This window comes from Ruficoccus sp. ZRK36 (genome assembly GCF_019603315.1).
Classification (GTDB): domain Bacteria; phylum Verrucomicrobiota; class Verrucomicrobiia; order Opitutales; family Cerasicoccaceae; genus Ruficoccus.
On the sequence record NZ_CP080649.1, the window covers coordinates 1776361 to 1789841 of the forward strand.

12 protein-coding genes are annotated in these 13481 nt (G+C 61.1%); 4 read left to right on the forward strand and 8 right to left on the reverse strand.

Annotated features, from left to right (window positions below; translation table 11 throughout):
* Positions 1-21 precede the first annotated feature (21 nt).
* Positions 22-1599, forward strand: a complete 1578-nt coding sequence (locus tag K0V07_RS07805; RefSeq protein WP_220623970.1) for a hypothetical protein — start codon at positions 22-24, stop codon at positions 1597-1599.
* Positions 1600-1702: 103 nt separating this feature from the next.
* Positions 1703-2464: a PEP-CTERM sorting domain-containing protein gene (locus K0V07_RS07810; protein WP_220623971.1), complete on the forward strand. Its 762-nt coding sequence runs from the start codon at positions 1703-1705 to the stop codon at positions 2462-2464.
* Positions 2465-2631: 167 nt separating this feature from the next.
* Here the strand turns inward: K0V07_RS07810 and surE are convergent, their stop codons facing one another.
* The 8 genes from surE to K0V07_RS07850 form a co-directional block, all read right to left on the reverse strand.
* The gene (gene surE / locus K0V07_RS07815; protein ID WP_220623972.1) at positions 2632-3417 is read right to left on the reverse strand and encodes a 5'/3'-nucleotidase SurE; all 786 of its coding nucleotides are present in this window, start codon (positions 3415-3417) and stop codon (positions 2632-2634) included.
* 260 nt (positions 3418-3677) lie between these two features.
* The gene (locus tag K0V07_RS07820) at positions 3678-5912 is read right to left on the reverse strand and encodes a polyribonucleotide nucleotidyltransferase (RefSeq protein WP_220623973.1); all 2235 of its coding nucleotides are present in this window, start codon (positions 5910-5912) and stop codon (positions 3678-3680) included.
* A gap of 167 nt (positions 5913-6079) precedes the next feature.
* The gene (gene rpsO, locus K0V07_RS07825; protein ID WP_220623974.1) at positions 6080-6346 is read right to left on the reverse strand and encodes a 30S ribosomal protein S15; all 267 of its coding nucleotides are present in this window, start codon (positions 6344-6346) and stop codon (positions 6080-6082) included.
* A gap of 889 nt (positions 6347-7235) precedes the next feature.
* Entirely contained in the window at positions 7236-7604 is a 369-nt protein-coding gene (locus K0V07_RS07830) for a DUF721 domain-containing protein (RefSeq protein WP_220623975.1), read from the reverse strand.
* A gap of 25 nt (positions 7605-7629) precedes the next feature.
* Complete coding sequence (locus tag K0V07_RS07835) at positions 7630-8340, reverse strand: HAD-IA family hydrolase (RefSeq protein WP_220623976.1); 711 nt, start codon at positions 8338-8340, stop codon at positions 7630-7632.
* A 60-nt stretch (positions 8341-8400) separates the two neighbouring features.
* Positions 8401-9567 carry a glycosyltransferase gene (locus tag K0V07_RS07840; RefSeq protein ID WP_220623977.1) on the reverse strand — a complete coding sequence of 389 codons (1167 nt, stop codon included), beginning with the start codon at positions 9565-9567 and terminating at the stop codon, positions 8401-8403.
* The gene (locus K0V07_RS07845) at positions 9560-10357 is read right to left on the reverse strand and encodes a glycosyltransferase family 2 protein (RefSeq protein WP_220623978.1); all 798 of its coding nucleotides are present in this window, start codon (positions 10355-10357) and stop codon (positions 9560-9562) included. The genes K0V07_RS07840 and K0V07_RS07845 overlap by 8 nt, the downstream gene beginning before the upstream one ends.
* Positions 10354-11364 (reverse strand): glycosyltransferase family 9 protein, encoded by a 1011-nt coding sequence (locus K0V07_RS07850; RefSeq protein WP_220623979.1) that lies wholly within the window; start codon positions 11362-11364, stop codon positions 10354-10356. The genes K0V07_RS07845 and K0V07_RS07850 overlap by 4 nt, the downstream gene beginning before the upstream one ends.
* Here K0V07_RS07850 and K0V07_RS07855 point away from each other — a divergent pair.
* Together K0V07_RS07855 and K0V07_RS07860 are read left to right on the forward strand one after the other, a co-directional pair.
* Entirely contained in the window at positions 11339-12409 is a 1071-nt protein-coding gene (locus tag K0V07_RS07855) for a glycosyltransferase family 9 protein (RefSeq protein WP_220623980.1), read from the forward strand. The two genes, K0V07_RS07850 and K0V07_RS07855, sit on opposite strands and share 26 nt — an antisense overlap.
* Positions 12406-13236 (forward strand): glycosyltransferase, encoded by an 831-nt coding sequence (locus K0V07_RS07860; RefSeq protein ID WP_220623981.1) that lies wholly within the window; start codon positions 12406-12408, stop codon positions 13234-13236. Before K0V07_RS07855 ends, K0V07_RS07860 begins: the two co-directional genes overlap by 4 nt.
* Positions 13237-13481: the final 245 nt, after the last annotated feature.

The window sequence follows — 13481 nt, forward strand, 5'->3', positions numbered from 1 at the left end:
TTTCACTAACCCATTACATACATGACTAACAAACTCTACGTCTACGCTCTGAGTACATTTGCCGCTGTGGCTGGTCTCCAGGCCCAAACGGTTTTGGACCAAAACCTGCCGCAGATCGACCTCGTCGGTACTAACTACGAAATTAACGCTGACCTGACTCTCAACCTGGCCGGTAGCCCTTATATCCTTGAGGGTACGACCATTGTGACTGCTGGTCACACGCTCACGATCGAGCCTGGTGTTATCGTTCGCGGTCAGCCCGAAGTTGTTGAAAACTCGGACATCCCCGGTAGCCTGATCGTCGCTCGTGGCGCTACCATCGATGCTGAAGGCACCGTCTCCGATCCGATCATCTTCACGACCGCCGCCACCCCGTCCCGCACACGTTGGACGTCTGGCGCCTTCCTTGATTCCGATCCGGCCGGCAGCCCGCTGCCTCCTACGGATGGCACTAATGATAATGTCGCTCTGTGGGGTGGTGTGGTTCTGCTCGGTTATGCACCGACCAACCTCGGCTACAACTCTGACACATCTGTCAGCGGTGAAGGTACGATTGAAGGTTTCGGTCAGACCGGTGAGAACTTCACCTACGGTGGCCGCAATCCGAACGACAGCTCCGGTACGCTCAAGTACGTCTCCATCCGCCACACGGGTAACTCCATCAAGGAAGGTGACGAAGTGCAGGGCCTGACCATCGGTGCTGTCGGCATGGGCACGCAGCTCGAGTACATCGACATCTACTGCTCCAGTGACGACGGTATCGAAATCTTCGGTGGTACGTCCGCTCTCAAGTACATCATGATCAGCTACGCTGCTGACGATGGCCTCGACCTCGACCAGGGCTACTGCGGCTACATCCAGTTCGCCTTTATCCTTGGTAATGGCCTGACCAACTCGGCTGGTGGCCTCGGTCCGAACAGCCTCGCTGAGTGGGACGGTGACGACGGCTCCGACACCATCGACGGCGCTCCCTTCGCCCACCCGACCTTCTACAACTTCACCTTCTTCGGTACGGGTACGGCTTCCATCAACTATGAAGACCAGATCGCTTTCCGCCTGCGTAACTCCTTCGGTGGCGACCTGTACAATAGTGTGATCGCCTTCATCCCGCAGATCGACATCCTGTCGATCCAGACCCAGGGCAACACCTACGCCACTGGTGCTGGCTACCCGAGCCCCGCTCCGAGTGCTCAGGTCCAGGCTGGTACGCTCAACATCGCCGGTACCCTCTGGTGGGATGTGTCTGGCAACGACGCTACTGCCATCGCTGACAGCGCCATCGGTACGGACATTCTCCAGAACAACCTCGGTGGTCTTGCTCCCGGTGCCAGCAACAATGTCGTCGGCACCAACCCGTACTTCGCCGGTTCCGGTCTCGTGGCTGACGCCAACGACCAGTCCGCTACTAACGGCCTGAACCCGGTTCCGTACGTCGGCGTCTCCCCGGCCCCGATCGCCTACACCAACGTGTTCTTCGACAAGGTTGACTACATCGGTGCTTTCGAAAACAGCGCTGAAAAGCCCCTGTGGACCACCGGTTGGACCGCTATGAACATCCGTGAAGTCCTCGTCGACAACGGTAACGGCGACACCCTGTAAGATCTGAAGAAGTTTTTCTAGAAGATCTATACTCTGCTAATTCTATAATACACAACTGCCGTCGGGGTAAATCCCCCGGCGGCAGTCCAAAAAAACAACAAGCATGAAAAAGTTTATAGTTGCCGCAGCCCTTCTAAGCGTGGCTGCCTCTTATTCGAGCGCTGCTCTGCTTGTCGGTGGATGGTCATTTTCCGACAGCTTGCAGACGAACTCCACATTTACCAGCGATGTGACTGACATGACCGGTGCTACTATCTACATGGATGGTACAAACGGTTCGGACAGTTTCCAGCAGGCCGAGTTCCCTCCCGGTGCTCAGCAGATCGTCGGTGATAATGTCGCTCAGAACACGGATATCCTCAGCCGCCCGACGGTCGGTGATAACTATGCGCAGATGAGCAACTCCCCCGCCAAGAGCCTGCTCTTTGTGGATAACACCTACTTCGGTAACGAGCGTGACGCTAACGGCCTGAGCTTCGTCATTGCTGCTGATGCTCTGAACACGGGTTACTACACGGACATCACGCTGAGCTACGGCGCTGCCCTGCTGAACTCGGCCGGCTCGACGACCATCACTTGGGAGATCAGCTACACTGGTGCTACCAGCGGTTTTGAGCAGACTGTTGCTCTGACCACGACCACCGCCCTCTCCAGTGGCGGTGAGCTGGAATCCACTAGCTTTACCGGCTCCGGGACGCAGTTCTGGATCAAGGGTACCCTGAGCGATGTGACTGAAGGGAATGCCTTCCTGGTGGACAACCTCCAGGTCTACGGTAACGCTGTTCCGGAACCCTCGACCTACGCCGCTATCGCCGGTGGTCTGGCCCTGGCCTTCGTGGCCCTGCGTCGCCGCCTGCGCAAGTAAGCGTATCGGTTACTGCTTTAAACAAAAGCGCCTCCCAAACGGGAGGCGCTTTTTTTGGCGTTTCGTGCCGAAGAGTATCTGAGCCGAATCGCCTACGGGTAGGGCTCCGCGCGGTTATTATGGTGCGTCGGGGCCGATTGCCCTATGTCGAGCTTCAGGGGCCGCTTTTAACTGGCCGGCGTCGGTACTGCGATGGAGGCTAGGTCGAGAACCGTATAGCTGATTTTGCCGGCGTTGAGGGCCTGCATATCGTCGAGCTGACCATGGGGGACGGGCTCGCGCTCGACCTTGTTGAAGTGGAAGTGGTTCTCCCCGGTACGCGCGAACAGGGAATGCATCGGCATGGGGGAGGGGATGGTACGGACGACCTCGGTGTCTGCGTAGGTGCGCTTGGGGAAGTTGATGTTGTGGACCGTCGGCGAGGTCGGACGCTGCCCGGTGACGGCCAGGGCCAGCTCCACGCCCTGCACGGCCGAGCATTTGACGGACTCAGCCATTTCGCCTTCGGCCTGACCGTTTTTCTGGCGGATAGCCTCAAAGTCCACCTGCGGGATTACGTGCGAGAACGCCACGGCGGGCAGCCCCCAGAACGCCCCCTCCATGGCGCCTGCAACGGTACCAGAGGACAGGATAAGCGGCAGGCAGGCGTTGTAGCCCAGGTTGATGCCGGAGCAGACGACGTCGGGCTTACGGTCGCCCATGAGGTGCCCGAGCGCGATGTTGACGCAGTCGCTCGGCGTGCCGTCCAGCGCGTAAGCGGGGCAGTGCAGCCCGGCGACCTCGGCCATATCAATCTGGCGGCGGCGGCTCATGGCGCGGCCGATCCAGCTCTGTTCGCCCATAGGGGCGGCTACGAAAACATCAAATTTGTCGAGCATCGCCTCGACCAGTACCCGCAGGAACCAGGAGTCGATGCCGTCGTCGTTTGTGATCAGTGCAAGCGGTTTGGACATGGAAATAGTAATAATAGAATAAGCCACAGAGTCACAGAGAGCGCAGAGTCTATTCTTCAGGAAGGCCTTGGCGTCCTGTGGTGGTAAAGGAAAAGGGTAGTCTCAACTTTTATTAAGAGTGTCGCAACCCACAAAAAATCCCGGCTCCTTGCGGAACCGGGACTTGTTAAATGGATGTTGCCTGTGGGCTGGCAGTGTCCCATTCAGGATAGGCGCGTAGCGCCGTAAGGGCGGAGCCCTTCAATGCCACTAGGTGCAACCTAGTCGCGGGGGCGGCGGTCGCCACGGCCACCACGCCCACGATCGCCACCACGGCCACGGCCGCCACGGTCACCACCGGAGCGTTCGGGCTTGGGCTTGGGCTCGTAGGGGATGCCCTGGGCTTCAGCGAGAGCGGCGCGGCGGCTCAGGCGAACCTTGCCGCGGTCGTCACGACCGATGCACTTGACGACGATCTCGTCGCCAACCTTGCAGACGTCCTCGACCTTTTCGACGCGGAAGTCGGCCAGCTCGGAAACGTGGACGAGGCCTTCCTGGCCGGGCAGACATTCGACGAAGGCGCCAAACTCCTTGGTGGAGCGGACGATACCCTTGTAGGTCTTACCTTCTTCGATTTCAGCCGTGACCATTTCGACTTCCTTGACGGCGCGGGCCATGCTTTCGCCATCGGTGGCGAAGACGAAGACCTTACCGCTGTTGTCCTCGGCGATATCGAGCTGGGCACCGGTGATTTCGGTGATGCGCTTGATGTTCTTACCGCCGGGGCCGATGAGCATGCCGATCTTTTCCGGGTCGATCTGGAGGGTTTCAATACGCGGGGCGTATTCCTTCAGCTCGCTGTTCGGAGTGGCGATGGCTTCGGTGATGAAACCGAGGATCTGGTCGCGGGCAATCTTGTTGCGCTTGACGGCTTCCTTGGCGATCTCGAAGGGCAGGCCCTGGATCTTCAGGTCGAGCTGGAAGCCCGTGATGCCTTCGGAGGTGCCGCAGATCTTGAAGTCCATGTCGCCGAAGTGGTCCTCGGCGCCGAGGATGTCCGTCAGGATGACGTGCTGGTTGATCGTGCCGCTTTCGTCAGTCTTGGTGACGAGGCCGCAGGAGATACCGGCAACCGGGGCGGTGATCGGCACACCGGCGTCCATCAGGGCGAGGGTACCACCACAGACGGAGGCCATGGAGGTCGAGCCGTTGGACTCCATGATGTCGGAGACCACGCGGATGGCGTAGGGGAACTCGTCCTCAGCGGGGAGCACGGGCAGGAGCGAACGCTCAGCCAGGGCACCGTGGCCGATTTCACGACGGCCGGGGCCGGTGAAGCGGCCGCACTCGCCGACGGAGAAGGGCGGGAAGTTGTAGTGCAGGATGAACGACTTCGAGCGGGGACCGCCGGTGAGGCCGTCGAGATCCTGGGTGTCACGGCTGGTACCGAGCGTGATGTTAACGACGCTCTGGGTTTCACCGCGCTGGAAGAGGGCTGAACCGTGGACGCGCGGGAGCACGTCGGTTTCGCAGAGGATCGGACGCAGGTCTTCAGGACCGCGGCCGTCAACACGCTTGCCGGAGTCGAGGATGTTCTGGCGGTAGACTTCCTCCTGGAGGACTTCAAAGGCCATGGAGATCTGGTTCTCGTCGAACTCTTCTTCGCCGACCTTTTCCTTTACGAACTCGGAGCAGGCATCCTTGAGGGCATTAACAGCGGCCTCGCGGTCCTGCTTCTTGTCCTGGAAAACGGCTTCGGAGAGCTTACCAGCGGTCTGCTCGCGGCACATTTCGAGGATCTCGGGCTTGGCGTTGTGCAGCTCGAATTCCTTCTTGGTCTTGGCGACCTGGGCGGCGAGGTCCTTCTGGGCGGCGATGATGGGCTGAATGGCCTGATGGGCGAACTCCAGAGCGGCGACGAAGCGGTCGTCCTCCATCTGGTCGGCCGAGCCTTCGATCATCATCATTTCCTTTTCGTTACCGACGTAGATGAGGTCCAGGGTGGACTCGAACATCTGCTCGTTGGTCGGGTTGACGACGAACTCGCCGTCGATCTCGCCGAGGCGGACGCAGCCGATGGGGCCGTTCCACGGTACATCGGAGCACATCAGGGCGGCGGAGGCGCCGTTGACCATGAGGACGTCCGGCTCGTTAACGAGGTCGGTCGTCATCAGGATACCGATGACCTGTACTTCATTCAGGAAGCCCTTGGGGAAAAGCGGGCGCAGGGGGCGGTCGCAAAGGCGCGAGGTCAGGATTTCCTTTTCGGAGGGGCGTCCTTCACGCTTGAAGTACCCACCCGGGAAACGCCCGGCAGCGGAGAACTTTTCGCGGTAGTCGACCGTAAGGGGGAAGAAGTCCTGGCCGGGCCGCATCGTGGTGGCGGCGGTGGCACTGACGAAAACTTCCGTTTCCCCCAGGGAGATAGTGACGGCGCCGCTGGCCTGCTTGGCGATGGTGCCCGTCGAGATAGTGATTCCGAGGTCACCAGCGGTGACCGAGTATTTTTGCTTCATTGGGATTCGTTTTGGATTACGGGATATGCCGGGGACGGATCGGACGTCGTAGCGCCGGCATGACGCTATTTGTTCGGAGTGCAGCACGGCTCATTGAGTCGCGGCGCCTCCCGAAAGTGGGTTATAAAAAAGCCGCCCGAGTTAACCACTGGGCGGCCTTTGCTGGACTAGCGGCGCAGACCGAGGCGACCGATGATCTCGTTATACTTATCGAGCTGGGTACGCTTCAGGTAGTTCAGGAGTTTTCTGCGGCGCGAAGTCATCGCGATCAGCCCGCGGCGCGAGTGGAAGTCCTTCCGGTGCGTGCGCAGGTGGTTGGTGAGGTGGGTGACGCGGGCGGTCAGAAGCGCGATCTGCACTTCACATGAGCCGGTATCCTTGTCGTGTACCTTGTATTCTTCGATGACTTTGTTTTTGTCTACAGCTTCAGCCATATTGATGTTTTTCGATTGCACGGCTGCCAGGACCGCCTCGCAGGAGGGGCCGTATCCCCAGCCACTCGCCGGAGATACCGTTAACAGCACCCGGAGGTGCTGGGCCGCGGAAGCGGACGAACGAGCCGTCGGCTTCTAACGCAAAGGCAAGGAGCATGTGGTTTTAGCGGAGACTTTCAAGGACAATCTTACCCACCTTTATACCGCCTTTTGGGGCCGTCTACGCCCGTGATAATATTTTATCATTTAGGCTCAGGCCCGCTGGGGGGTAGCAAAGCGGGCCGTCTGCGTGCCGACGACCCGCCCGCTAGCCGTGATGCCATGAAAGTGCTATCACGGGATAGCTTGTCTTAAGATGCTTTCAGGGGTTTAGATATTCCAAGAAATCTAATCCTGGTTCTGCGGCCCACCTCGTCACTCTTATTGAAGGTGGGCCGCAGAGGGGAGTGCAACTCATCTAACTGTGTTGCTTTGGGGTATGTCTCTCTCTCGCTTACAGGGGTAGTCAGAGTCGTCTTCGGTAGCGCGGGAGCGGGCCGCCTGCGTGCCGGCGGCCCGCTTGCCAGCGTGGGTCAGCCTGGGAGCTGAAACCGCACTGGCGAGATTCCCTAGAACCTAGACGGTATGCGGGATGTCATTCTGGATCTTTGGGGTTCGGGGTAGGGGTTGAAGAGCCTTTTAGGAGGGGGAGTCTTAATTGGCTCTATGCCTGATTATATCGGTATGATTAGACACTCTTTAAGAGTGATTTAGGAAAAATTATCACATGCAAATAGATTGCAGTTTAAGCCCCCTGCGGAGCCTGAGATACCCCCGTCCAGTCGGGGGACTTTTCACAGAGCATTTGCCGTCGTATGATAGGCCTTCGAAGGGCCCTAAGTGCCTGCGATCAACCGTTGAGAATCGCGATCTCGTTAATCGTGTGGCAGCCGGGCAGACGGTGGATCTGGCGCAGGATACGGTGCTGGTTGAACTGCAGCTCCTGGCGAATGACGGGGCTCCCGGCGAGGATGATCAGCTTGCGGCCATTGGCGATGCGCTGCGGACGGCAACGGTGTGCGGTGCGTTCGCCCACGATCTCCTTCCAGTGCTGCATGATCACGTCCTCGATGTTGTCCTGGCCGATCTGGTGACGCTCCAGCAGGACCTCGACCAGATTGTCGAGCGAGGTGGTTCTGCGCATCTTGGCCCGCGAGCGGCTGCCGGGAATCCCGCGCAGGCTGGCGATCAGATCTTCAATGTCGGGCCGGAAATGCACAGCCCCTACGCAAGCGCATTTCGGCTCACTCTGCAAGACTTGCCGCCAGTTCCGGTAAACCATCCATACGCGGAACGCCGGGAGTGGGCTCGCCCCGCTCGTTGACGAAGGCTGACTTCTTCCCCACCTGCACCACGCGCCATCCGGCGTTGAGCGCCCCGGCAATGTCCTCGTGCGGGGTGTCTCCGATATGCAGCAAATGCTCCGGGGCTACCCCGAGTGCCTGCTCGGCGGCGGCAAACATCTCACGGCGTGGCTTCCCTGCTCCGACGACGCTGGAGAGGATGACGGCGTCAAAGTACACGTCCAGCTCCAGGGCCTTCAGTAGTCCCAGCAGGCGCTCGTCATTGTTCGAGAGGATGCCCAGCCGGTAACCACGCTCGCGCAGCAGACCCAGAATCTCGTGCACACCGGGAAGCATCCGCCAGCTGGTGGGCCGCGCGTAGCCGAGCCATAGTTCCTCGAAAAGCTCGGGGAGCGTTTCCGGCGGGCACAGGCCCTCGAAGGTTAGCTCGACGATCTGACTCCAGCCCTCACGGTTGAGGATACCTCCGCGCGGCCCGGCATTGACCTGCTTAAAGGCCCGTACGAAGCGCCGCTGAAGCTCGGTGGAGTCCGCATGGTGCCCAAACAGTGCCAGAGCGGCTGCATAGGTCTCGCCCACGGAGGGGTGGGGGTCCAGCAGAGTACCCGCCACGTCGAAGGTGATGGCGCGGATGTTTTCAAAAATACTCATCGTAAAAAGAATACTTGGAGGTCCATTGGTGCCGCAGGGGGCAGCTTCAAAGACGCTCCTTTAATACCCAACCGACTGAATGACCTCGCGGAAGTTCTCCACGCTGACCATCCGGGCGTAGGCGTGGAGCTGTGGGGTGAAGGTGTCGCGCCACTGCGGGTAGGTGCCGAATATCTCGGTCAGGACGCGGAGCAGATCAGTCTCGTTCTGGTCCTTGAAGGTGAAGCCGAGCTGATGGTTCTCCACGGTCTTACCGATCAGGTGATGGTCGCTGGCCAGTACGGGGCGCTCGGCCAGAGCGGACTGGGAGAGCAGGTTGGCCACGCCGTAGTGCCCGAGGTAGGGGATGGTGACGAGGTCCGAGGCGCGCAGGCAGTCGGCCTCTTCCTGGCTGGAAATGTAGTAGTTGAGCACCTTGCCCTTGCCGGATTTTTCCAGCCGTTCCAGGGCGGGGAGCCACTCGGCATCGGCGGGTTGGCGTCCGGCCACCACGAGGCGGTAGTCCGTCGCAGGCGGGAGTTTTTCCAGTGCCTTGAGTAAAAGGTGCAGTCCCTTACGGCGGGCGCCGAGCCCGTAGTGCAGGAGTACGGGGACGTCGGCGGGCAGACCGAGACGCTCGCGGGCTTCCTCGCGCGGGGCGGTAAACTCCCCCTCGGCTGGGCACGGACAGTAGTGGAACTTCGTGCGAAACTTCTCCAGGGTGGGGCGACCGATGAGGGTGTCATCGAGCAGGAAGACGTGCTTGAAGAGTCCGGCCTTATCGAGGCGGGAGAAGCCGATCTTTTTGCTCAGGTTGCGCGGAGACAGGCCCGGCTCCAGGAAGCGCGGGCGGTGGTAGATGCCGGAGAGGCCGCAGCGGATGGCCTTGAGCGGGTTGGACCCGAGAGCGGCAGTGCGCAGGAGCTTCGAGCCAAACTCATCGAGGCTGTTAACGAAAACCGCGTCGGGCTGTACTTGCTCATAGGCGTGAAGCAGGGCGGGGATGGCCGCGCCGCCGTGGAGCTCGCCGTCCTCGCCATAGAGGCTGATGAAGCGGCTGCGCTCGGCGATGTGCGGGTGCTTCTCGGTAAGGATTTTCAGGGCCTTGTTCTCGCGCAGGTCGGCGGCCACGGTGACCGTGTAGCCCTTGTCGGCGAGAGCCTCGACGATGAGGCCGGTCCAGAGCATGTGGTGCCCTTCCGTGCGGGGCTCGAAGAAGAGAATGTGGGTGCCGTTGGGCTCACTCATGGGGAGGTTCCTGCGCGCGGACAAACTTGGCCTCGTAGATCTTACTGTAGCGGTAGAACGTGGCAAAGGCCTGGAAGAACGCGATGTAAAAGCCCGGGAACCCGTCGAGGAACCCGCGCCGGATGAAGTAGGCGCGGAAAAAGCGCCAGAAAGAGCGGAAGATCACCGGGAAGGTGTGCCAGTGCTTGGTTTTGGCCGCCTTGCGTTCGGCGAAGATGTCCCCGAAGTAGGCGATCTTGCTGGCCTGGTGGTTGAGGTCACGGAAGCTGAAGTGGAGCAGGTCACCGTCGAGTTTACGGGCTTGCCCGTCGAGCTCGATTTTGTCGTGCTCACGGCTGCCGGTCCAGCGGCCCTTGCCGTTGCGGAACAGGCGCAGGCTGTGGTCCGGGTACCAGTCCCCGTGGGTGATCCAGCGCCCGAGGAACCAGACCTTGCGGGGAAAATACGCTCCATTAAACGCCGGATCATCGGCCTCGACAAAGGCGCGGATGGAGGCGGCGAGCTTTTCGGAAACGACTTCGTCCGAGTCGATACACAGGACCCAGGGCAGGGTGGCCTTGGAGAGAGCGATGGCCTTCTGGTCACGGTGACCGTGCCAGGGCTCTTCGTAGAGGGTGGCGCCGTACTCGTCGCGGGCGATGGCCTCGGTGCCGTCGGTGCAGTCGTTGTGGACGAGCACGATCTCGCTGGCCAGGTCCTTGACGCTGTCCAGACAGCGCCGGATGCGGTCGGCCTCGTTACTGGCGATCACGCACACGCTGAGCGGAAGTTTTTGCGGGGCAGTCGTCATCGGGCAAGCATCTCCAGGGCGGTTTCGCAGGCTTGGGCGACGGAAATGCCGTCCAGGCAGCGCTGGGGCTGGGCGCAGGTGTGCAGGTGTCCGGAGCAGGGGCAGAGACCGCCCTGCAGGTGGCGGTTGGCGGGTCCGAGCGGAGCCCAGCGACTGGCCGCGCTCGGGCCGAAAAGCCCCAGCGTGGGCACACCCAGTCCGGCGGCAATGTGTAGCGGGGCGGTGTCGGGCGAGATAAAGAGCCGGGCTCGGGCCACGGTGGCGATAAAGAGATCGAGCGTGGCGAAGCGGGGCAGGATGTTCGCCTGAGGATCGGCCTGGCGCAGCTCGTCGAGCAGGGCCTGCTCGCGTTCGCTCGGCCCGGCGGTGAAGGCCACCGGATGCCCGGCGGCGGAAAGTTGCTGGCCGAGCTCGGCCCAGCGGGTGGCGGGCCATTCCTTTTTCGGCTGACTGGTCGAGAGGTGGCACAGGACGGTTCCCGCGGGCAGGAGTTGCTCGGCTTCAGGGGAGGGGGCCGGGGCTGCCAGATGCGGGACGCATTCCTCGGCCAAGAAGGGTACGTCCCAGCCGCTGAGGACATGAGCATCGCGCACGACCTCGTGGCGGGTCAGATCGAGCTCCTCGACCGTGGTGCTGTAGCACCACTTGCGGCCCGCAAAGCCCTTCGGCGCGAAAACCCCGAGGCGCTCCTTTGCGCCGATCAGGCGGCTGACGATAGCCCCGCGGTCGTTACCCACGAAGTCCACCGAGCGGTCAAACTTCTCCGCGCGTAGCTGGCGGATCTGGGGCCAGCAGGCGCTGAGGCGCACTTTTCCCCGGGTGCGCGGAAAGCTCCAGACCCGGTCAATCCAGTCCAGCCCTTGCAGAAAGGGGGCGGCCTCGGCGGCGACCAGCACATGCAGCTCGGCCTCGGGCCATTGACGCCGGAGCATGCGCAGTGACGGAAGCATGATAATTACGTCACCAAGATACTTGAACTTAATGGCGAGAATCTTCAGCTTCTTCACGGTGAATGTGGTTTCTGATAGCCCGGATGCGGCGCATTTTTATGAAAAGATCAGGCAGGCTCGCAAGGTGCTGGTGCTCGATCTGGGTTTTCTGGGTGATACCGTCCAACTGATACCCGCCTGCCGCCGTATCAGGCAAGCACTTCCTGAGGCCGAGCTGCACGTGATGGTGGCCGACCACATCAAGGCTGTGCTGCGGCTGACCCCGTGGATCGACCGCGTGTGGGGTTATCCGCGCTTTCCGAAGTCCGAGAGCCTGCTCAAGGACCTGCCCCGTGTGAAGCAGCTGAGACGGGGAAAATTTGACGCCGTTATCAACCTCAACGGCTCGGACCGCTCCAGTATCCTGACCGCTCTCAGCGGCGCGAAGCACCGGCTAGGGCGCGTCCCCCCGAAGCCCGCGCTGTTCTGGAAGTGGTGCTTCACGGACTGGGTGTACGCTCCATTTGGGCAAATGCCGGTCTGGCAGGCCCGCTGGAATTGCCTCGATGGGGCCGGGTTTCCGCAGGCGGAGCCGGACTTCGGGGCGGAAATCCCGGCTGAGGTCCGGGCGTCGGCAGCGGAAAAGCTGGGCGAGGCGGGCGAGTACCTGCACATCAGCCCCTTTACTACGCTCGACTATAAGGAGCTGCCCATCCCGCAGTTGGCGGCATTTTTGAACCAACTCAACGCCGAGTCCGGGCGGCGACTGGTTATCTCCTGCGCTCCCAACGAGCGCGAATGCGGCAAGCTGCGTGAACTGCGTGCAGCGTTGAATTTCGAGCCATGGCGGGTCTTTGACGGGAGCCTCTCGCTGCTGGAGGTGGCCGCCGCTATCGCCGGGGCACAGCTGCACATCGGGGGTGACTCCGGGGCCATGCACCTGGCTGTGATGATGGATACGCCGACCTTTACCTGGTTCCGGCGCTACGATAACCTCGTCGAGTGGATGCCCACCGGCGAAAAGCACTGGCAAGTCATCGGCGAAGCCAGTGAGCAGGGCCTGCAAGGCATTACGCCCGAAGCCATGCTGGAAAAGGCGCGGGAGGCGCTGGCCGTATTATGAAGTTTAGTGTCGTCACCCCTTGTTTCAATGCCATGCGTTTCCTGCCGGATACGGTGGCCTCGGTGCGCCATGCGCTGGCCGGGCGCGACTACGAGCACGTGGTCGCCGATGGTGGCAGCACAGACGGAACGGTGGACTTTCTGCGTGATCAGCCGGACCTCAACTGGCGCTCTGAGCCGGACGGCGGCATGTACGAGGCGCTGAACAAGGCCGTCTCGCGGGCCAGCGGAGAGGTCATCGGCCACCTCAATACCGACGAGCAGTACAACCGGGCGGGCTTGCAGGCGGCGCTGGACATTTTTGAGAGTGACCCGTCTGTCGATGCGGTCTTTAGCCCCACCGTGATGGTCGATGCCGAGGGGGAGTTTATCCAGCTGTTTAAGCAGGTGGTGGTGCCTCGTGTGATCGACACGCATTGGCATATGCCCGTGCAGTCCTGCTCGCTGCTCTACCGTCGGCGCTGCTGGGAGCGCGAGCCCTACGATACCTCCTACCGACTGGTGGCCGACCATGTGTGGTTCCGGCACCAGATGGAGCGCGGGATGAAGCTGGCCTGCGTGCCCGAGCCGATCGGTATCTTTACCTGGCACGCGGATAACCTTAGCAGCTCCGAGGGCAAGACCTCGGGCGAGGACGCGCTGGCCGACATCGACCGCAAGTCCATGCGCATCAAGCTGGCCAAGGACACCTACCGGCTGCGCAAGTGGTTGGCCGGAGGCTACAAGCCTACGCCGGTGCGCTACGAGCAGTTTCATCAAGGGAAGCTGGAAACGCACACCGTAGAGCGCCCCTGCCTGAAGGTCCGTCGTGACCTGCGCGGGGGCTAGTGTGCTGTTACCGAAGTTCGTGGTATAATTATTTCACCGCAGAGACGCAAAGACGCAGAGCGGTCTCTGGCAGTATGAGGGCTTTTGTACATTTTGTGGCCCTGTTCGTTAATGAATATTGGACTCGTGTGGGGGGCCTTTTCTTTTGGATGCTTCTCTTGGATCACTGCTTTCCAGCAACGCTGGAAAGCAGTGATCCAAGATGCGATGCGGTAGCATCGAAAGTGCAGGCTGTGCCTGCCGCG

What these genes read in the sequence shown, in the direction of transcription:
- K0V07_RS07840 (WP_220623977.1), bottom strand. Translation starts at nt 9,567, where the DNA reads ATGAGTGAGCCCAACGGCACCCACATTCTCTTCTTCGAGCCCCGCACG.
- K0V07_RS07860 (WP_220623981.1), top strand. Translation starts at nt 12,406, where the DNA reads ATGAAGTTTAGTGTCGTCACCCCTTGTTTCAATGCCATGCGTTTCCTG.
- K0V07_RS07810 (WP_220623971.1), top strand. Translation starts at nt 1,703, where the DNA reads ATGAAAAAGTTTATAGTTGCCGCAGCCCTTCTAAGCGTGGCTGCCTCT.
- K0V07_RS07820 (WP_220623973.1), bottom strand. Translation starts at nt 5,912, where the DNA reads ATGAAGCAAAAATACTCGGTCACCGCTGGTGACCTCGGAATCACTATC.
- K0V07_RS07835 (WP_220623976.1), bottom strand. Translation starts at nt 8,340, where the DNA reads ATGAGTATTTTTGAAAACATCCGCGCCATCACCTTCGACGTGGCGGGT.
- rpsO (WP_220623974.1), bottom strand. Translation starts at nt 6,346, where the DNA reads ATGGCTGAAGCTGTAGACAAAAACAAAGTCATCGAAGAATACAAGGTA.
- surE (WP_220623972.1), bottom strand. Translation starts at nt 3,417, where the DNA reads ATGTCCAAACCGCTTGCACTGATCACAAACGACGACGGCATCGACTCC.
- K0V07_RS07855 (WP_220623980.1), top strand. Translation starts at nt 11,339, where the DNA reads ATGGCGAGAATCTTCAGCTTCTTCACGGTGAATGTGGTTTCTGATAGC.
- K0V07_RS07805 (WP_220623970.1), top strand. Translation starts at nt 22, where the DNA reads ATGACTAACAAACTCTACGTCTACGCTCTGAGTACATTTGCCGCTGTG.
- K0V07_RS07845 (WP_220623978.1), bottom strand. Translation starts at nt 10,357, where the DNA reads ATGACGACTGCCCCGCAAAAACTTCCGCTCAGCGTGTGCGTGATCGCC.